General features: G+C 67.8%; 13 protein-coding genes. 1 reads left to right on the top strand and 12 read right to left on the bottom strand.

Annotation, left to right across the window (positions count from 1 at the left end; genetic code table 11):
• Window positions 1–14: 14 nt before the first annotated feature.
• The 4 genes from VA603_RS16820 to VA603_RS16835 are packed head-to-tail and all read right to left on the bottom strand — an operon-like array spanning window position 15 to window position 3,944.
• Window positions 15–1,787 carry an ABC transporter transmembrane domain-containing protein gene (locus tag VA603_RS16820; RefSeq protein ID WP_132864307.1) on the bottom strand — a complete coding sequence of 591 codons (1,773 nt, stop codon included), beginning with the start codon at window positions 1,785–1,787 and terminating at the stop codon, window positions 15–17.
• Window positions 1,780–2,376: an IMPACT family protein gene (locus tag VA603_RS16825; RefSeq protein ID WP_132864306.1), complete on the bottom strand. Its 597-nt coding sequence runs from the start codon at window positions 2,374–2,376 to the stop codon at window positions 1,780–1,782. The genes VA603_RS16820 and VA603_RS16825 overlap by 8 nt, the downstream gene beginning before the upstream one ends.
• A 42-nt stretch (window positions 2,377–2,418) precedes the next feature.
• Window positions 2,419–3,390, bottom strand: coding sequence for a hypothetical protein (locus tag VA603_RS16830; protein ID WP_323439510.1), 972 nt, complete (start codon window positions 3,388–3,390; stop codon window positions 2,419–2,421).
• The gene (locus tag VA603_RS16835; protein ID WP_132864304.1) at window positions 3,387–3,944 is read right to left on the bottom strand and encodes an RNA polymerase sigma factor; all 558 of its coding nucleotides are present in this window, start codon (window positions 3,942–3,944) and stop codon (window positions 3,387–3,389) included. The genes VA603_RS16830 and VA603_RS16835 overlap by 4 nt, the downstream gene beginning before the upstream one ends.
• A 169-nt stretch (window positions 3,945–4,113) precedes the next feature.
• Between VA603_RS16835 and VA603_RS16840 the strand changes: the two genes are divergently transcribed.
• Window positions 4,114–7,026 carry a bifunctional diguanylate cyclase/phosphodiesterase gene (locus VA603_RS16840; protein ID WP_323439511.1) on the top strand — a complete coding sequence of 971 codons (2,913 nt, stop codon included), beginning with the start codon at window positions 4,114–4,116 and terminating at the stop codon, window positions 7,024–7,026.
• Window positions 7,027–7,112: 86 nt separating this feature from the next.
• Here VA603_RS16840 and VA603_RS16845 read toward each other — a convergent pair whose 3' ends face one another.
• The 8 genes from VA603_RS16845 to purB form a co-directional block, all read right to left on the bottom strand.
• Window positions 7,113–7,706: an LOG family protein gene (locus VA603_RS16845; protein WP_323439512.1), complete on the bottom strand. Its 594-nt coding sequence runs from the start codon at window positions 7,704–7,706 to the stop codon at window positions 7,113–7,115.
• A gap of 124 nt (window positions 7,707–7,830) precedes the next feature.
• Entirely contained in the window at window positions 7,831–9,255 is a 1,425-nt protein-coding gene (gene lpdA, locus VA603_RS16850; protein WP_132864301.1) for a dihydrolipoyl dehydrogenase, read from the bottom strand.
• Window positions 9,256–9,499: 244 nt separating this feature from the next.
• Window positions 9,500–10,702 carry a dihydrolipoyllysine-residue succinyltransferase gene (gene sucB, locus VA603_RS16855; RefSeq protein WP_323439513.1) on the bottom strand — a complete coding sequence of 401 codons (1,203 nt, stop codon included), beginning with the start codon at window positions 10,700–10,702 and terminating at the stop codon, window positions 9,500–9,502.
• A gap of 42 nt (window positions 10,703–10,744) precedes the next feature.
• Window positions 10,745–13,576: a 2-oxoglutarate dehydrogenase E1 component gene (locus VA603_RS16860; RefSeq protein ID WP_323439514.1), complete on the bottom strand. Its 2,832-nt coding sequence runs from the start codon at window positions 13,574–13,576 to the stop codon at window positions 10,745–10,747.
• A gap of 179 nt (window positions 13,577–13,755) precedes the next feature.
• Window positions 13,756–14,661: a GNAT family N-acetyltransferase gene (locus VA603_RS16865; RefSeq protein ID WP_323439515.1), complete on the bottom strand. Its 906-nt coding sequence runs from the start codon at window positions 14,659–14,661 to the stop codon at window positions 13,756–13,758.
• Window positions 14,658–16,139, bottom strand: a complete 1,482-nt coding sequence (locus tag VA603_RS16870) for a ribosomal protein uL16 3-hydroxylase (protein WP_323439516.1) — start codon at window positions 16,137–16,139, stop codon at window positions 14,658–14,660. Before VA603_RS16870 ends, VA603_RS16865 begins: the two co-directional genes overlap by 4 nt.
• A gap of 207 nt (window positions 16,140–16,346) precedes the next feature.
• Complete coding sequence (locus VA603_RS16875) at window positions 16,347–16,871, bottom strand: DUF3060 domain-containing protein (protein WP_323439517.1); 525 nt, start codon at window positions 16,869–16,871, stop codon at window positions 16,347–16,349.
• A 150-nt stretch (window positions 16,872–17,021) separates the two neighbouring features.
• Window positions 17,022–18,404: an adenylosuccinate lyase gene (gene purB / locus VA603_RS16880; RefSeq protein ID WP_323439518.1), complete on the bottom strand. Its 1,383-nt coding sequence runs from the start codon at window positions 18,402–18,404 to the stop codon at window positions 17,022–17,024.
• Window positions 18,405–18,648: the final 244 nt, after the last annotated feature.

Genomic DNA, 18,648 nt, shown 5'->3' on the forward strand with positions numbered 1-18,648 from the left:
TTACCCGGACGTGGTCAATCGATGAACTGCAGCCGGGCCAGCTCGGCGTACAGCCCATCCTGGGCCAGCAGCTCGGCATGCGTGCCCTGGGCGACGATGCGGCCGTGGTCCATCACCACGATGCGGTCGGCCTTGAGCACGGTGGCCAGGCGGTGCGCGATGACCAGCGTGGTGCGACCGGCCATCAGTCGCTCCAGCGCCTGCTGCACCGCGCGCTCGCTTTGGGCATCCAATGCGCTGGTGGCTTCGTCCAGCAGCAGCACCGGGGCGTCCTTGAGCAGGGCACGGGCAATGGCGATGCGTTGCTGCTGGCCGCCGGACAGGCGCGCGCCACGCTCGCCCAGGTCACTGTCATAGCCCTGCGGCAACTGGCTGAGAAAGTCGTCGGCCTCGGCCGAACGGGCGGCGGCGCGCAGTTCCTCGTCGGTGGCATCCAAACGGCCGTAGCGGATGTTGTCGGCGGCGCTGGCGGCGAACAGGGCCGGCTGCTGCGGCACCAGTGCGATGCTCTGGCGCAGTTGGGCCGGGTCGAGCTGGCGCAGGTCGATGTCATCCAGGTACACCGCGCCGGCGTCCGGGTCGTGGAAACGCAGCAGCAGCGACAGCACGGTGCTCTTGCCGGCCCCGGAAGGGCCGACCAGGGCCACCGTCTCGCCGGGGGCAACGGTCAGGGTGAAGTCGTCCAGGGCGGGCTGGTCAGGCCGCTGCGGGTAGTGGAAGGCGACCTGCTCGAAGCGGATCTGGCCACGGACCGGCGCAGGCAGCGGCACGGGTTGCGCCGGCGCAGTGATGCGCGGGGTTTCCACCAGCAGCTCGCCAATGCGGCCCATGCCACCGGCGGCACGCTGCAGCTCATTCCAGACCTCGGCCAGCGCGCCGACCGAGCCGCCGCCGATCAGCGCATACAGCACGAACTGCCCCAGCGTGCCGGCACTCATCTGGCCATCGACCACATCGTGCGCGCCGGACCACAGCACCGCCACGATGGCGCCGAACACCAGCATGATCGCGATGGCCGTGACGAAGGATTGAGTGCCGATGCGACGCCGCGCGGTGGCCACCGATACCTTCAGTGCGTCTTCAAACCGGCCACGTTCGTACGGTTCACGTGCATGCGCCTGTACCGTTCGCACCGCGCCGAGTGTCTCGGCGGCCAGAGTGTTGGCGTCGGCCACGCGGTCCTGGCTGGCGCGTGAGATCTTCTGCAACTGGCGCGCGCCGAGCACGATCGGCAGCACCGCCAGCGGGATGCCGATCAGCGAGTACAGCGCCAGATGCGGGCTGGTCACGAACAGCATGACCATGCTGCCGACCACGGTGACGGTGCTGCGCAGCGCCACCGACATGGTCGAGCCGATCACGCTGCGCAGCAGCTCGCTGTCGGCGGACAGGCGCGAGACCAGCTCGCCGCTGCGGGTGCGGTCATGGAAACCGGCGTCCAGCCCGATCAGGTGCGCGTACAGCTGTCCACGCAGGTCGGCCACCACCTTCTCGCCCAGCAGGGAAACGAAGAAGAAGCGCGCTGCGGTGGCCAGGGCGAGCACGATCGCCACGATCAAGAGCAGGCCGAAGGCGCGGTTGATCTCGCTGCCGCCGCCGGAGAAACCGGTGTCGATCATCTGCTTGACCGCCATCGGCAGGCTCAGCGTGGCCGCAGAGGAGACGGCCAGCGCCAGCAGCCATGCGCTGAACAGCGCGCCATGCCGACGCACGAATGGCCACAGGGTTTTCAGGCTGCCGAGTTTCTTCAGGCGCGGCTCGCGCGGCGACGGGGGGGCTTCAGTCATGGTGTGCAGGCTCGCTCAGGCGCAGGCGATCACGGGTGGCATCGCGCAGGCGGATGGCCAGGGCATCGATGCGGTCGGCCGGCAGGCGCACGTGCAGGCGCAGCCCCTCGGCCAGGAATTGTTCGTCCAGCTTCTCGGCACCGGCGCTGCCCAGCAGGGTATGCACGATGCCCATGTCCTCGAAGCCACATTGCAGGATGCGCTCGGTCATCGGCACCAGCGGGCTGCGCGTGGCCAGCCGCAGGCATTCGGCGGCGGTGCCGCCGTACGCACGCACCAGCCCGCCAGCCCCCAGCTTGATGCCGCCGTACCAGCGGGTGACGACCACCGCGACGCGGTCGTAGCCCTGGCCATCGATGGCGGCCAGGATCGGCCGCCCGGCGGTGCCGGCGGGTTCGCCATCGTCACTGGAGCGGTACTCGTTGCCGTAGCGGTAGGCCCAGCAATTGTGCGTGGCATCCGGCGTGGAAACAGCATCGAAGAACGCCAGCGCCTCGGCGGCGCTGTTGATCGGGCAGGCCTGGGCGAGGAAGCGGCTGTGCTTGATTTCCAGCGCGTGGCTGGCCGGTGCGGCAAGGGTGTCGAGCATCGCCGCCATTCTAGTGGCTGCCGCAGCAGCCGTGCGTTGTGCTCACGGTTCCAGCAACGGGCGCAGGTCACGCGGCACGCGCGCCTCGGGGTAGTCCTGGACGAACTGGCGCAGGCTGGCGCGGGCGCCGTCGAGGTCACCGTTGTCGCGGCGTTCGCGGATGCGCTTTAGCCACTGGTGCCGCGACAGGCCACCGTCAGCCTCGATGTCGGCCGCCTGCGCCTGTTCCCTGCGGGCTTCGACTGCCTTGGCGGTGGCCTTGGCACCGGCATGCGGGATGGGGGCGGACATGACGGGACGTGGCGTTTGCGGCCGTTGCGGGACGGACGCACGGTCAGCGCCCGCGTCGGCGGCCGGGAACGCATCGGCCTGCTGTTCGACCGGGGCGCTGATGGCTGCCGGCGCGGGCGCCGGAGGCGCTGGGGGAGCGGGCGGGAGGATGGCGGTGCTGTAGGCCGCCGGTGGGGCGATGACTTCCGCGGCGGCCGGCTCAGCGACGGGAGCGGCCGCGGCAGGCGCAGCCTGGGCCCGGGCCCGTGCAGGAGCCGGCGGGGGCGGGGGCACAGGCTCGGTTTCGGCCATGCCTGTGGCGGGCAGCGTCGCCTGGTTGGCGGCGGCATCGGCCGACTGCTGCAGCGGGGGAGCCTCGGCGGTGGGGGCATCAGCCGGCGCCGCCTGAGATTCCGTGGCGGCGGGCAGGGCCATGCCGGGCTGGGGCGGAAGCGGGCGCAACTGCCAGGCAAGGCCAACCACCAGGACCAGCGAGGCGACCGCCGCCAGCGAGGACACGACGCGGCGACGTCGTCCCCAGCCGGTGGTCCGGGGACGGACAGGCAGCGGGGCGGCGACCGGTGCCGCCGCCGGCGGGGTCTCTGCGGCCGGGGCTGCCGGTGCACGCGCCATCGCCAGGACGGCGGCGTCCAGGCCTGGGCTGGGGCCAGCGGCCGGGCCCGGACGACCGAGCAGCCGGGCCAGTTCGCGTTCTTCAGCGCTGAGCAGGTCAGACGTGTTCATTGGCTCAACCTCGCGCGCAGCTTGTCCATCGCATAGCGCAGCCGCGACTTGACGGTTTCCCGGCCCACGCCGGTGATCTGCCCGATCTCCTCCAGGCTCAATTCCTGCTCCAGGCGCAGGATCACGACCTCCTGTTGCTCCGGTGGCAGTTCGGCCAAGGCCTGGCGCAGTTCGAGCCGCTGGGCCTGTTCGTCCGCCAGCAGTTCAGGGGTGCAGGTGTCGGCCAGGCGCGCGGTGCGCTCATCGGCATCGTCCGGGGCCACCGGGCGGTGGCGTGCGGCGCGCCAATGGTCGTTCAAGCGGTTGTGCGCGATGCGGAACAGCCAGGTGGCGAAGGCCGCGTCGGGCCGCCAGCCGTTGCGGGCATGGATCATCTTCTGCCACACGTCCTGGAACAGCTCCTCGGCCAGCGAGCGGTCGCGCAACTGTCCGAGCAGGTAATGGAACAGCCGCGCCCGGTGGCGCGCATACAGTTCGGCGAAAGCGTCGCCGTCGCCGTCGGCGTAGGCGAGCATCAGCGTTTCGTCGGAAGGGGATTGAACGGCGGTATCCACGCGGGAAGCGTAAGTGTTGCGGTGGAACATGCCTAGTCGGCAAGGCCGGTGGATCGCGGCCTGTTCACGATTGTGAAGCGAAATATTTGCAGGTTTGAACCCGGCCGGGACGGTATGCTGGTTGATGGGGGGAGCTTCGGGGGAACCGGGGCCCAGAGAGACGGAATACATGACGTACAGCGAGTTGGAAACGCGTACCGAATCGACACAGGCCACCAGCCAGACGCCGCTGGAAAAGGTCGTGGCGACGCTGCAGGGACTGCTGCCTGCCGGGACTGCCGTTGCGGTGGCCTGGCGCGACGACGTGCTCGGCGAAGGGAGCTGCGTGCTGCCCGTGGATGCAGCGGTGGCGCTGCAGCGGGCCCGGCGTGCCCTTGCCGATGCGCCGGCCGGCGACGATGGCCCCGCGCAGCGCTGCTTCGCCTGGGAGCATGCCAACGGAGTGCGGCTGGCGGCGGTGATCGATGCGGCCGGGGCCCTGGCGCCGCACCAGTGCCAGGCATGGCAGGGTACGGCGCGGGTGTTGATCGGCTGCGCCATCGATTCGATGCGCCAGCACGTGGAGATCAAGCAGCTGCAGCGGGCGCGCCAGTTGCAGCGGGCGCTGTTCGAGATCGCCGACCTGGCCGGCGCGGACCTGGCGATGTCGGAGATGCTGGGCTATTTCCACCGCATCCTGTGTTCGCTGATGTACGCGGAGAACTGCTACATCGTCGAGTGCGACGAGCGCCAGGAGAGCCTGAAGTTCCTGTTCTACGTTGATACGCAGGACGACTTCGTGCCCGAGGCGGGGCGCAGCTACCACCATGACGAGATGCCCGGCAGCCTGACCTTCGCGGTGCTGCGCCATGGCCGGGTGATGAGCGGGCCGTCGCGGGAGCTGCACCGCTTCCTGGAGTATCCGCCGGATACCAGCGAGGGCGCGGAGAGCCTGGACTGGCTGGGCGTGCCGATGTGGCGCGACAACCGCGTCTGCGGCGCGATCGTGGTGCAGAGCTACGTGGGCGAGGACAGCTACGGCGAGGAGGAACGCGCGCTGCTGGACTTCGTGGCCAAGCAGATCCTGACCACGATGGACCGCCACCAGACGCACATGCAGCTGGAGGAGCGCGTGCAGCAGCGCACCCAGGAGCTGGAGCGCATCAACGTCCACCTGCAGGAGGAGATCGTCGAGCGCCGGCGCGCGGAGCAGTTGCAGGCCGCGCTGTTCAATATTTCCGAACTGGCGATGGGCGGGCTTTGCCAGGACGCGTTCCTTGCGCAGGTGCACGCAATCATCAGCGGGCTGCTGGACGCCAGCAATTTCTACGTGGCGATGGTCAGTGCCAGCGGTGACGGCATCGAGTTCGTCTACTCGGTCGACCGTTTCAACCGCGAACGTCCGTCACGGCCGTTCAGTGCCGGCCTGACCGAGTACACGCTGCGCCGAAGGGCGCCGGTGTTGGCCATGCGTGCGGATATCGATGCGCTGCTCGCCGCCGGCGCGGTAAGCGAATTCGGTGCCAAATCGTACTGCTGGCTGGGGGTTCCCTTGTTCAGCGACGACGAGGCGGTGGGTGTCATCGCCGTGCAGAGCTATGACCCGGAGACGGTGTTCACGCTGGATGACCAGCGCCTGCTGGTGTTCGTGGCGCGCACCATCGGTGCCGGCCTGACGCGGCAGCGCGACCAGCAGCGCCTGATGCAGGCGCATGCGGACCTGGAACGACGGGTGATGGAACGCACCCGTGAACTGGGGGAGGTCAACCAGAAGCTGCTTGGCCAGATCGGCGAGCGCATGCGCGCCGAGCAGCGCTTGACCCACCTGGCCATGCACGACGTGCTGACCGGGCTGCCCAATCGCCTGCACCTGCAGGACCGCCTGGAACGCGCCATCGAGAATGCCGAGCTGGGCATCGCCCAGCATTTCGCGCTGCTGTTCCTGGATCTGGACCGTTTCAAGTGGGTGAACGACAGCATCGGGCATGCCGCCGGCGACCAGATGCTGGTCGAGGTGGCGCGGCGGCTGGTTGGACTGGTACGGGGTGAGGACGTGGTGGCGCGGCTGGGAGGCGACGAGTTCGCGTTGCTGGTCAGCTGCGAGCGCGGCGCCGATGCGGCGATGCAGTTGGGCCGCCGGCTGCTCAAGGCGCTGGAAGCGCCGATGTGGGTCGATGGGCGCGAGCTGTTCCCGTCCGGCAGCATCGGCATCGCCTTGTGGAACCCACGCTATACCTCGGGCGCGGACCTGCTGCGTGACGCCGATGCCGCGATGTACCGGGCCAAGCTGCGGGGCCAGGACCGTTGCGTGATGTTCGACGGAGCCATGCACGAGGAGGCGGTGCGCAGCCTGGAGCTGGAAGCCGACCTGCGGCGGGCGATCAAGAACCAGCATTTCATCCCGTACTACCAGCCGATCGTCTCCCTGCAGAGCGGCCAGGTGGTGGGTTTCGAGGCGCTGCTGCGATGGCGGCACGAGCGCCGTGGCCTGCTCACGCCCGGGGACTTCCTGGAGCTGGGGGAGGAGAGCGGGCTGATCGAGCAGGTGGACTGGCAGATCTACGAGCACGTGATCGGCGACCTGGCCAACAGCGCGGCCGGCTATATCTCGGTGAACGTGTCGCCGCGGCACTTCCGTTCGGTTGAGTTCGCCTCGCGACTGCTGGGCCTGCTGGATGCCGCAGGTGCGGACCCGGAGCGACTGCGGGTGGAGATCACCGAGATGGCCCTGCTCGACGACGCGCCGCGTACCCTGCAGACCCTGCACCAGCTGCGCGAGCGTGGCGTGGTGGTGCAGCTGGACGACTTCGGCACGGGGTATTCGGCGTTGTCATACCTGCACCGGTTCCCGATCAGTGCGCTGAAGGTGGACCGCAGTTTCGTCGCCGGCCTGCATGCGGAGACCGGCAAGAGCACGATGGCGCTGGTGGAGGGGGTGCTGTCGCTGGCCCGCACGCTGGGCATCGAGACCATCGGCGAAGGCGTGGAGAACGACCGGCAGCTGCAGACCCTGCTGGAGCTGGGCTGCAGCTTCGGACAGGGGTATCTGCTGGGCTATCCGTCGCCGGGCGAAGCGGTGTTGCCGCGCGCTGCGGCGGGCTAGGGCAGAGGGGGCGGATCGGGCGCCAGCTTCGCGGCCAAGGCCGCTCCTACGGCAGGCGTGCGGTAGGAGTGCCTCCAGACGCTGCTTCAGCGCAGGGCGCTGCGCTTCTTCTCATCGAACCACTTGTCCGCCTGTGCCGGCGAATACGTGCGCATCCATTCCAGCATCTGCCCGGCATCGTCGCCGTACCACAGGTCCTCGCGCTGCTCCGGGTGCAGGAAGCGCTCGCTGACCATGGTGTCGATCATGTGGATCAGCGGCTTGTAGAAGCCGTCGATGTCGAGGAACGCGCAGGGCTTCTTGCCGATGCCGAGCTGGCGCCAGGTCAGCATCTCGAAGATTTCCTCGGCGGTGCCGAAGCCGCCGGGCAGGGCGACGAAGGCGTCGGACAGGTCGAACATGCGCGACTTGCGCTCGTGCATCGAGCCGACGATCTCCAGCGTGGTCACGCCCTTGTGCGCCACTTCCATATCCACCAGGTGCTGCGGGATCACGCCGGTGACTTCACCGCCGGCCGCCAGCACGCCATCGGCCACCGCGCCCATCAGGCCGGTGCGGCCACCGCCATACACCAGGCGCAGTCCTTCGGCGGCGATGCGCTTGCCAAGCGCGGTGGCCTGTTCGACGTAGACGGGTTTGGCGCCGGGGTTGGAGCCGCAGTAGACGCAGATGGACTTCATGTGATGTTCCTGAAAAAGCGGGAGGTATTCCGTCCGGCACCGATGAACAGGCGCCGGGCGCGGAAAGTACAAAAGCAAGAAGGCTCCGCCGGGGCGGAGCCTTCTTTTCACAGGCCGATGGAGCTTAGTTGGCCTTGTGGATGGCGCGCTTGGTGACCGCCATCGCCGCGTCGTGCACTGCCTCGGACAGCGACGGGTGGGCGTGGCAGATGCGGGCCAGGTCGTCGGACGAGCCGCTGAACTCCATGGTCAGCACACCTTCGTGGACCAGTTCGGAGACGTTGGCGCCGACCAGGTGCATGCCCAGCACGCGGTCGGTCTCGGCGTGTGCCAGGACCTTGACGAAGCCGGCCGGCTCGACCATCGCAACCGCACGGCCGTTGGCGGCGAACGGGAAGCTGCCGGCCTTGTACGGGATGCCCTCGGCCTTGAGCTGGGCTTCGGTCTTGCCGACCCATGCCAGTTCCGGCTCGGTGTAGATGACCCACGGGATGGTGTCGAAGTTGACGTGGCCCGGCAGGCCGGCGATCAGTTCGGCAACCGCGATGCCTTCCTCGAAGCCCTTGTGCGCCAGCATCGGGCCGCGCACGCAGTCGCCCACCGCCCAGACGCCATCGACGCCGGTGTGGCAGTGGTCATCGACCACGATCTGGCCGCGCTCGTTGACCTGCACGCCGGTGCCATCGGCCAGCAGGCCCTTGGTGGCGGCGCGACGGCCGACGGCCACCAGCAGCTTGTCGACGGTCAGCGTCTTCTCGCCTTCGGCGTCGGTGTAGGTGACGATGACTTCCTCGCCCTTGATCTCGGTCTTGGAGACCTTGGCGTTGAGGCGGATGTCCAGGCCCTGCTTCTTGAATTCCTTGGCGGCGACCTTGGCCACTTCGGCATCGGCGGCGGCCAGGAACTCCGGCAGTGCTTCCAGGATCACCACTTCCGAACCCAGGCGCTTCCACACGCTGCCCAGTTCCAGGCCGATCACGCCGGCGCCGATCACGGCCAGGCGCTTGGGCACTTCGGTGAAGTCCAGTGCGCCGACGTTGTCGACGATGTGCTTGCCGTCGAACTTGGCGAACGGCAGTTCGATCGAATCCGAACCGGCGGCGATGATGACGTTGGTGCCCTTGAGCTCGACTTCGCTGCCGTCATGCTGCTTGACGGTGACCAGGTTGCCGGCCTTGAGCTGGCCGAAGCCGTAGTAGGTGGCGACCTTGTTGGCCTTGAACAGCTGCGCGATGCCGCCGGTGAACTGCTTCACGATGGCGTCCTTGCGGCCGACCATCTTGTTCACGTCGATCTTGGCGTCGTTGAAGCTGATGCCGTGCTGGTCGAAGATGTGGCCCATGTTCCAGTACTGGCGCGAGGAGTCCAGCAGCGCCTTGGACGGGATGCAGCCCACGCGCAGGCAGGTGCCGCCCAGTGCCGGCTTGCCGTCCTTGCCCAGCGCTGCGTCGATGCAGGCGGTCTTCAGGCCCAGCTGTGCGGCGCGGATGGCGGCGTGGTAGCCGGCCGGGCCGGCACCGATGACGACGACGTCGAATTGTTCAGCCATTAGAGATTCCTTGTTTCCTATCCCTTCTCCCGCCGGGAGAAGGTGGCGCGAAGCGCCGGATGAGGGTGCCGCAGTCGTTCAATCAAAGAGTCGTGATTCGAAACGGGCCGCCGCGAGTAGAGCAGGTGAACAGCGGGTGGTTTACCTTGGCGGCTCGCGGCGGCTCGTTGATCTTCAATGAGCCGCAGACGGGCTGCTTGGCGCCCCCAACCCCTCTCCCGGAGGGAGAGGGGCTACAGGCCTGTTACAGGCCGAACAGCATGCGGCCCGGGTTTTCCAGCTGGTTCTTGATGTCCACCAGGAACTGCACCGAGTCCTTGCCGTCGATGATGCGGTGGTCATAGGACATGGCCAGGTACATCATCGGCGCGATCACGACCTGGCCGTTCTCGGCGATCGGACGGTCCTTGATGGCGTGCATGCCCAGGATGGCGCTCTGCGGCGGGTTGACGATCGGGGTCGACATCAGCGAGCCGAAGGTGCCGCCGTTGGTGACGGTGAAGGTGCCGCCCTGCAGTTCTTCCAGCGACAGCTTGCCGTCGCGGGCCTTCTTGGCGTAGTCGGCGATCGCCTTCTCGATGTCGGCGAAGGACATGCGCTCGACGTTGCGCAGCACCGGGGTCACCAGGCCCTTGTCGGTCGACACGGCGATGGAGATGTCCGAGTAGCCGTGATAGATGATGTCGTCACCATCGATGGAGGCATTGACCAGCGGGAAGCGCTGCAGCGCGTTGGCGGCGGCCTTCACGAAGAAGCTCATGAAGCCCAGCTTGATACCGTGGGCCTTGACGAACTCTTCCTGCAGCTCCTTGCGCGCGGCCGACACCTTGGACAGGTTGACCTCGTTGAAGGTGGTCAGCATGGCGGTCGAGTTCTTCGACTGCATCAGGCGCTCGGCGATGCGCTTGCGCATGCGGGTCATCGGCACGCGTTCTTCCGGACGTGCGCCGCCGGCCTTGCCGACGCCACCGTTGCGGGCGAAGTTGACGATGTCTTCCTTGGTCACGGCGCCGTGGCGGCCGGTGCCGGACACGTCAGCCGGGTTCACGCCTTCGGTGATGGCCGAGAAGCGGGCGCCCGGGGGCAGGCCGTCGGCGGCCGACTTGGCAGCCGGTGCCGGGGCGGCGGCTGCGGCCGGAGCAGCGGCGGCCGCAGCCGGAGCGGCAGCCTTCGGTGCTTCGGCAGCAGCCGGAGCAGCGGCGGCAACCGCGCCTTCCTCGATGATGGCCAGGATCTGGTTCGAGGTGACGGTGTCGCCTTCCTTGAACTTGATCTCCTTCAGCACGCCATCAACCGGTGCCGGCACTTCCAGCACGACCTTGTCGGTTTCCAGGTCGAGCAGGTTCTCATCACGCTTGACCGCTTCACCCGCCTTCTTGTGCCAGCTGGCGATGGTGGCGTCGGAGACGGATTCGGGCAGTACCGGTACTTTGACTTCGGTGGCCATGTGGCTGTTTTCCTGGTTTCGTTTTCTTGTGGAAAAAGGGGCTTATTCGGCGTAGTTGTCGTTGAAGGTGTTGACCAGTGCGTCGGCCAGCAACTGCGACAGTTCGCGCAGGTGGTCGGACATGTGGCCCACAGCCGGCGACGGCGAACGCGGACGGCCTGCGTAATGCAGCGACTGGCCATCGGCCAGGCATGCCTGCAGGTGGTGCTTGATCTGGTACCAGGCACCCTGGTTCATCGGCTCTTCCTGGCACCACACCACGTCGGCCTTGCCGTACTTCTTCAGCTCGGCGACCAGCGCCGGGCGCGGGAACGGATAGAGCTGCTCCACGCGGACCAGGGCGACGTCTTCCTGACCACGCTTGGTCACGTCCTCCAGCAGGTCGTAGTAGACCTTGCCCGAGCACAGCACCACGCGCTTGACCTTGCTGATGTCCTTGGCGGTGGTGTCGCTGATCAGGTGCTGGAACTCGCCGTTGGCCAGTTCGTCCAGGGTCGAGACGGCCAGCTTGTGGCGCAGCAGCGACTTGGGCGACATGACGATCAGCGGCTTGCGGGTGTCCATGCGCATCTGGCGACGCAGCATGTGGAACGCCTGAGCCGGGGTGGACGGCACGCAGACCAGCATGTTCTCCAGCGCGCACAGCTGCAGGAAGCGCTCCAGGCGCGCCGAGCTGTGTTCCGGGCCCTGGCCTTCGTAGCCGTGCGGCAGCAGCAGGGTCAGGCCGGAGATGCGGCCCCACTTGGCTTCACCGGAGGCGATGAACTGGTCGATCACGACCTGCGCACCGTTGGCGAAGTCACCGAACTGGCCTTCCCAGATGCACAGGGTGTTGGGGTCGGTGGTGGAGAAGCCGTACTCGAACGCCATCACGGCTTCTTCGCTGAGCAGCGAGTCGATGATGGTGGCCTGCTCCGGCGACTGGACCAGCTGGCGCAGCGGCAGGTAGTAGTTGTCGGTCTTCTGGTCGTGCAGGATCGCGTGGCGGTGGGTGAAGGTGCCGCGGCCGACGTCCTGGCCGACCAAACGCAGGTTGTTGCCTTCGTCCAGCAGGGTGGCGTAGGCGAGGTTCTCGGCAAAGCCCCAGTCGCCCGGGATCTCGCCGGCGGCCATCTTGCGACGGTCGTCGTACACCTTGGCCACGCGCGAGTGCAGCTCCACGCCGTCCGGGACGGTGTTGATCATCGTGGCCAGCTGGGTCAGCTTGCCCATCTCGACCTGGGTGCTGACCGGGTCGGACAGCTTGCCGGACAGGTAGCGCGGCCAATCCACGTACATCTTGCTGGTGGTCGGGGTCTTCTCGACCACGGCCAGTTCGGTGGTGACTTCGCCCGAATCCAGCTTGTTGCGGTAGGCGTCGACCATTTCCTTGCCGGCACCGGCGGCGATCACGCCGGCGGCTTCCAGCTGCTCGGCGTAGAGCTCGCGGGTGGTCTTGTGCTTGCGGATCACCTGGTACATCAGCGGCTGGGTGATCGCCGGCTCGTCGGCCTCGTTGTGGCCCCAGCGGCGGTAGCAGACCAGGTCGATCACGACGTCCTTGTGGAACTGCTGGCGGAAGTCATAGGCCAGCTTGGCGGCGAACACCACCGCTTCCGGGTCGTCGCCGTTCACGTGCAGGACCGGGGCAGCGACCATCTTGGCGATGTCGGTGCAGTACAGGGTCGAGCGCGAGTCGTCGCGGTTGGAGGTGGTGAAACCCACCTGGTTGTTGATGACGATGTGCACGGTGCCGCCGACGGTGAAACCGCGGGCCTGCGACATCTGGAACAGCTCCATCACCACGCCCTGGCCGGCGAATGCGGCGTCGCCGTGGATCAGGATCGGCATCACCTGCTTGCGCGCGGTGTCGTTGCGGCGTTCCTGGCGCGAACGCACCGAACCGGCGACCACCGGGTCGGCGATCTCCAGGTGCGACGGGTTGAAGGCCAGGGCCAGGTGGACCGGGCCGCCATCGCTGGCGACGTCGGCCGAGAAGCCCATGTGGTACTTCACGTCACCGGCGACGGCACGGTCGTCGTGCTCGAACTTGCCTTCGAATTCGTCGAACAGCTTGCGCGGGTTCTTGCCGAGGGTGTTGACCAGCACGTTGAGGCGGCCGCGGTGGGCCATGCCGATCACCACGTCCTTGACGCCTTCCTTGCCGGCGTCGCGGATGATGGTGTCCATCATCGGGATCAGCGAGTCGCCGCCTTCCAGCGAGAAGCGCTTCTGGCCGACGTACTTGGTGTGCAGGTAGCGTTCCAGGCCCTCGGCGGCGGTCAAGCGCTCGAGCGTGCGGCGCTTGGTGTCGGCATCGAGGTTGTAGTTGCCGCCGGCCTGCTCCAGGCGCTTGTACAGCCACTGGCGCTGCTCGACTTCGGCGATGTACATGAACTCGGCGCCGATGGAGCCGGTGTAGGTCGCCTTCAGGCGTGCCAGCAGGTCACGCAGTTTCATGCGCGGCTGGCCGCCCACGCCACCGGTGCTGAACTCGTCGTTGAGGTCGGCATCGCTGAGGTTGTGGAACGGCAGGCTGAGGTCCGGCGGGTTGGTCGGCGGGGTCAGGCCCAGCGGATCAAGGTTGGCGCCGAGGTGGCCCCGCGAACGGTAGGCGGTGATCAGGCGGCCGACGTTGCGCTCGCGCTCGTCGCCTTCACCAGCGGAGAAGCCTGCGTTGAACGCGTTCTTGGCGGCTTCGGTGATGTGGGCGATGGCGGCAGAGTGCGGGACATCACCAGCTTCGCGGCCCTTGAAGCCGTCGAAGTAGGACTTCCACTTGGGGTCCACACTGTCCGGGGAGACGAGGTACTGCTCGTACAGGTCCTCGACATAGGAGGCGTTGCCGCCGGCGAGTTGCGATGACTGCGCAAACTGCTTCAGTAGATTGTCCACGATGGAGGGTCGGATTCGCTTGTGGGGTAATTCTGGGGAAACCGGCGGAGCCTGGCTGCAGCACTCCGCGCGGGCGTGTTCTAACCGCTGAATTATACCCCTCACGGGACAGGAAGGGGCATGCACACTGTCCCGGGGATTAATACCTGGTCAGTGCTTGTCCCGTTGTGCGGATATCGTCAAATCCCAAGTACGCGAAGTGCGTTGCAGTCGCGTGAACGCTGCCAGATGCGCTGGAACTGCTCGTCCGGTGCGCGGATCCGGGGATGGGCCGCCAGCGTGAGTTCGCCCTCCAGAAGGACGCCCATTGGACGAAAGTAGCAGTCGCCGATGTCGTTGCCGAGACGGCCGCTGGCCACCTGGACGTCGGTGGGGTCCACCGGGGTACGCACGACGAACACGCTGGGCAGGCGCTGGAACAGGCCGAGCACCGCGGCGGGCAGGGCGACCAGGTCGGCCTCCTCGGCCAGGACCTGCATCTGCTTGTCATGCCGGGCGGCGGCGAAGCGGCGCAGGGCACCGAGCACGAGCGGCTCGCCGAACAGGTCGTCGGCACAGCGCAGGTGCAGGTACAGGCCGCGACGGGCGCGGTGGATCACCGTGGCGGTGGCGGCGAGGGCTTGCTCACGGTCGCTCACGCGCAGGGCGCCGTCCAGACGCTGGCGCATGGTCTGGTGTTCGATGCCGGCTTCCTGGAAGGTCGGGCCTTCGGGCAGGAAGCCATTGCGGGCATAGAAATCGCGGGCCGGCAGCTGGGCGTGCAGGCTGACCTCGCCCCAGCCCAGCACCCTGGCCTGGCCGACCAAGGCGGCCAGCAGGGCGTCACCGACGCCCTGACTGCGCCAGCCGGGCAGGACTGCCATGCGGCCGATGCGGCGTTCCGGGGTCAGGCGGCCGGCACCAATGGCCCGGCCGTCGGCATCCAGTGCCAGCACGTGGTGGCTGAGCGGGTCCAGCGCATCGACTTCCAGTTCCGCCGGCACCCGCTGTTCGCTGACGAACACGGCATGGCGGACGCCGTGCAGCTGGTCGCGCTGCACGGCGTAGTCGGCGGGCTGGACGCTGAAGCCGCTGCCGGGGGTCATGCCTGCGGGGCGTCCTCGTCATCGTAGATCACCACGACCTCTACCCCCTCGTCGTTGACCTGGACGGTGCCGATGTTGGCCGAGGCCGGCTCGCCTTCGCCGGCTTCGGTGTACTCGAACACCTCGATCTCGACTTCCGGGGCGTCGCCATCGTCCTCGTCCTCGTCCTCGTCCAGTTCCAGCGCCTCGTCCACTTCCTCGGCGATGGCCAGGACCTCATCCTCGAAGCCTTCTTCCTGCTCATCCCACGCGGCCTCGGCGGCCAGGGTCTGGGCATCGAGCAGTTGGAAGAAGCCGCCGGCGATCAGTTCCAGCACGGTGGTGCGGCCCTTGGCCGACAGCTTGCGCCAGACGGTGGCATCCAGACGCTCGGTGCCGGCCAGCACCTGGGCATCCTTGACCGGCAGGGCGCAGGCCTGGCCGGAGATATACAGGGTGGCGCCCTTGGTGGCGCGTCGCCACGCGGTACGGGCCCAGGGGTGGCGCTCCAGCACGCCGCCATTGGCCAGTTCGGCGTCCACTTCCCCGGCCGAGCTGGGGGCCTGGGAAGGCAGGATGTCGCCGGCCGAGCGGTAGGTGGTGATGAAGCGGCCAAACCAGTTGCCCAGGCGGTCCGGGTCGTTCATGCGCAGGGCATTGAGGGCGGTGACGACGCGGCGCATGGCGGCCTCGTCGATCTCGTTCGGGTCTTCGGGCAGCTTCAGGTCCGGGTCCTGCAGGCGGATGGACTCATCGGCGCCGGCGACCAGGTCGTCCAGGTAGTCGCTGATGAGTTCGGCCGAGGACGGCGCACGCATGCCGAAGGAGAAGGTCAGGCAGGGGTCTTCGGCCACGCCGTTGTGCGGCACGTTCGGCGGCAGGTACAGCATGTCGCCCGGGCCGAGCACCCAGTCGTGGGTCTTCTTGAACTTCTTGAGCAGCTTCAGCTCCACGTCGGGGCGGAAGTCCAGCGGCGGACGCTTGCCCTTGGTGGACTCGCTGGCGTCGATCTGCCAGCGGCGGTGGCCGTAGGCCTGCAGCAGGAACACGTCGTACTGGTCGACGTGGGCGCCGACCGAGCCGCCGGTGGCGGCGAAGCTGATCATCACGTCGTCCATGCGCCAGCGCGGCAGGAAATCGAAGTAGCCGATCAGGGCACGGACATCCGGGTCCCACTTGTCCACGTCCTGCACCAGCAGGGTCCAGTCGTGGTCGGGCATGCCGGGGAAATCTTCTTCCTGGAACGGGCCGGTGCGCACGGTCCAGCCATCGGTGGCACGGTCGTGGCTGATCATGCGGGCCAGCGCGCCTTCCTCGCAGGCCAGGCCGGCCAGGTCTTCGGGCATCACCGGGGTTTCAAAGTCGGGGAACGCGGCGCGGATCAGCAGCGGACGCTTCTGCCAGTAGTCGCGCAGGAAGGTGGCCGGGGCCATGCCCAGCGGCAGGCCGGGCTTGGCCTGGACTTCGATCGGATAGGTCTTTTGCTTGCGTGCAGCCATGGGGGAGATCCTTGCAGCGGAAAACGGGAATCAGGCGCCTGCGGCGCGTATTGCGGCTATTGTCCCCTTGTTGGCGGCAAACCGCACGATGGGCGGCTGATCTGGATCAATCGCCACGGGGATGACAGTGGTGCCGGGCCACGCTGGGCGGCGTGGCCGGCAAGGCCCCGACGGAGCATGGCGCCGCGCTACGGGGACGGGGGCAGGTCAGATGACCCGGTTGCCGCTGCCGCGGTCGTCCACCTGAGGCTGGGCGTCGGTGTTGAGCGTGTTTGTATTGCCGCTGAACTGGATTTGGGCCGTTTCGCGGGACAGGATCATGTTGTTGTTGCCACTGACCTCGATGCGGCGGGCATTGGTCAGGTTGAGCGTGTTGTCGCTGCCCACCACCCGCACCGTGTCCACGTCGGTGTTGAGCACCGTGTAATGGCTGCCTTCGAGGACGATGGCCTGGGCCTTGTCGAAGTTGAGGCTGCCGCCGGAGGCGGTGATGGTGACCTCGCCGCATTCGCCGTTGATGACCAGCGTGGTGTTGTCGCGGCTGATGCGCAGGTTCTTGCCGGAGCAGTCGGCGCCGCTGCCCGGGTCGTTGAGGGTGTCGGAAACGGCCGTCGCAGGGGTCGGCGATGGTGCCGCAGCCGCCGGTGCGGCCGTGCCGGCTTCCGGAGGGGCGGGGGTGCAGGCGCTGAGCGCGGCCAGGGTCGGGGCGAGCAGGAAGGGGTTGATCCGCATGGGGACTCCACTGTCATCGGGTTGCCCGATGCTGGCAGAGGCCGTGCGAAGATTTTATTACGCGGTGCCTGCGGCCCGTTCATAAGGAAACGGCGGAGCTTTCGCTCCGCCGTCGCCGCAGGCCGGATCAGGGGCGCGCAGGGTCGCCGATCAGATCGCCTTGGCCAGGTCCGCGGCCAGGCCAACATAGCCGCCCGGGGTCAGTTCGCGCAGGCGCTGCTTGGCATCGGCCGGCAGTTCCAGCGTTTCGATGAACTCGCGCATCGAATCGGCGGTGATGCCGTGGCCGCGGGTCAGGGCCTTGAGCTGCTCGTACGGGTTGGGCAGGCCGTGGCGGCGCATCACCGTCTGCACGGCTTCGGCCAGCACTTCCCAGGCCGCGTCCAGGTCGGCGTCCAGACGCTCCGGGTTCACGGTCAGCTTGCCCAGGCCCTTGGCCAGCGACTCCAGTGCCACCTGGCTGTGGCCGAAGGCGGTGCCCAGTGCGCGCAGCACGGTGGAGTCGGTAAGGTCGCGCTGCCAGCGGCTGATCGGCAGCTTGGCGCTGAAGTGCTCGAACAGCGCGTTGGCGATGCCGAAGTTGCCTTCGGCGTTCTCGAAGTCGATCGGGTTGACCTTGTGCGGCATGGTCGAGGAGCCGACTTCACCTTCCTTGAGCTTCTGCTTGAAGTAGCCCAGCGAGATGTAGCCCCAGATGTCGCGGGCCAGGTCGATCAGGATGGTGTTGGCGCGGCGCGCGGCATCGCCGATCTCGGCCACGTTGTCGTGCGGCTCGATCTGGGTGGTGTACGGGTTGAACACCAGGCCCAGCGAGGTGACGAAGCGCTCGGCGAAGGCCGGCCAGTCCACCGCCGGGTAGGACACGACGTGGGCGTTGTAGTTGCCGACCGCGCCGTTGATCTTGCCGGTCAGCTCGACCGCGCCGATCTGGCGGATCTGGCGCTCCAGTCGGGCCACGACGTTGGCGATTTCCTTGCCCAGGGTGGTCGGCGAGGCGGTCTGGCCGTGGGTGCGCGAGAGCATCGGCTGTGCGGCCTGCGCGTGGGCCAGCGTGCGCAGGCTGGCGGCGATCCCGGTCAGGGTCGGCAGCAGCACGGTGCGGCGGGCCTCTTCCAGCATCACGCCATAGGACAGGTTGTTGATGTCCTCGCTGGTGCAGGCGAAATGCACGAACTCCAGCGCCGGGGCCAGCTCGGCGTCGTCCTTGAGCTGCTCCTTGATGAAGTACTCCACCGCCTTGACGTCATGGTTGGTGGTGCGCTCGATCTCCTTGACGCGGGCGGCGTTGGCGACCGAGAAGCCGTCGGCCAGGGCGCGCAGGCGCGTCTTGGCGGCGGCACTGAAGTCGGCCAGTTCGCCGATGCCCGGCTCGGCGGCCAGTGCCAGCAGCCATTCGATCTCCACCTTCACGCGGGCCTTGATCAGGCCGTACTCGGAGAAGATCGGACGCAGGGCGTCGACCTTGCTGGCGTAACGGCCGTCCAGCGGGGACAGGGCGAGCAGGGCGGCTTCGGGGCGGGACGTATCCGTCATGTCGGCGGGCAGTTGGGGCAGTGGCGGGGGCGCACATTCTACCCGTCTGGCGGGCGCCACGGCGGGGCCGGTGTTCGCGGTGACGCGGCCCGGCCGCGGGCCGAAGGCCGTGATCGGGCAGGACAGGGTCTGCCGACCGCCGGGCGGGCAGGCATGCCGTATCCAGCCCGTCGGCGTATCGTGTAGCGGCATTGCCAGCCAAGCGCGCCGCGCCATCAGCAAGCTGCGACTTCCTTCCATGAAC

It is taken from the genome of Stenotrophomonas capsici (assembly GCF_034961085.1).
In the GTDB taxonomy this organism is placed as follows: domain Bacteria; phylum Pseudomonadota; class Gammaproteobacteria; order Xanthomonadales; family Xanthomonadaceae; genus Stenotrophomonas; species Stenotrophomonas capsici.

Bases quoted from the DNA above. Each gene is read 5' to 3' on its own strand.
- VA603_RS16825 (WP_132864306.1), bottom strand. From the start codon at position 2,376: ATGCTCGACACCCTTGCCGCACCGGCCAGCCACGCGCTGGAAATCAAG.
- VA603_RS16830 (WP_323439510.1), bottom strand. From the start codon at position 3,390: ATGAACACGTCTGACCTGCTCAGCGCTGAAGAACGCGAACTGGCCCGG.
- VA603_RS16865 (WP_323439515.1), bottom strand. From the start codon at position 14,661: ATGACCCCCGGCAGCGGCTTCAGCGTCCAGCCCGCCGACTACGCCGTG.
- VA603_RS16845 (WP_323439512.1), bottom strand. From the start codon at position 7,706: ATGAAGTCCATCTGCGTCTACTGCGGCTCCAACCCCGGCGCCAAACCC.
- VA603_RS16820 (WP_132864307.1), bottom strand. From the start codon at position 1,787: ATGACTGAAGCCCCCCCGTCGCCGCGCGAGCCGCGCCTGAAGAAACTC.
- VA603_RS16875 (WP_323439517.1), bottom strand. From the start codon at position 16,871: ATGCGGATCAACCCCTTCCTGCTCGCCCCGACCCTGGCCGCGCTCAGC.
- VA603_RS16840 (WP_323439511.1), top strand. From the start codon at position 4,114: ATGACGTACAGCGAGTTGGAAACGCGTACCGAATCGACACAGGCCACC.
- sucB (WP_323439513.1), bottom strand. From the start codon at position 10,702: ATGGCCACCGAAGTCAAAGTACCGGTACTGCCCGAATCCGTCTCCGAC.
- purB (WP_323439518.1), bottom strand. From the start codon at position 18,404: ATGACGGATACGTCCCGCCCCGAAGCCGCCCTGCTCGCCCTGTCCCCG.
- VA603_RS16870 (WP_323439516.1), bottom strand. From the start codon at position 16,139: ATGGCTGCACGCAAGCAAAAGACCTATCCGATCGAAGTCCAGGCCAAG.
- lpdA (WP_132864301.1), bottom strand. From the start codon at position 9,255: ATGGCTGAACAATTCGACGTCGTCGTCATCGGTGCCGGCCCGGCCGGC.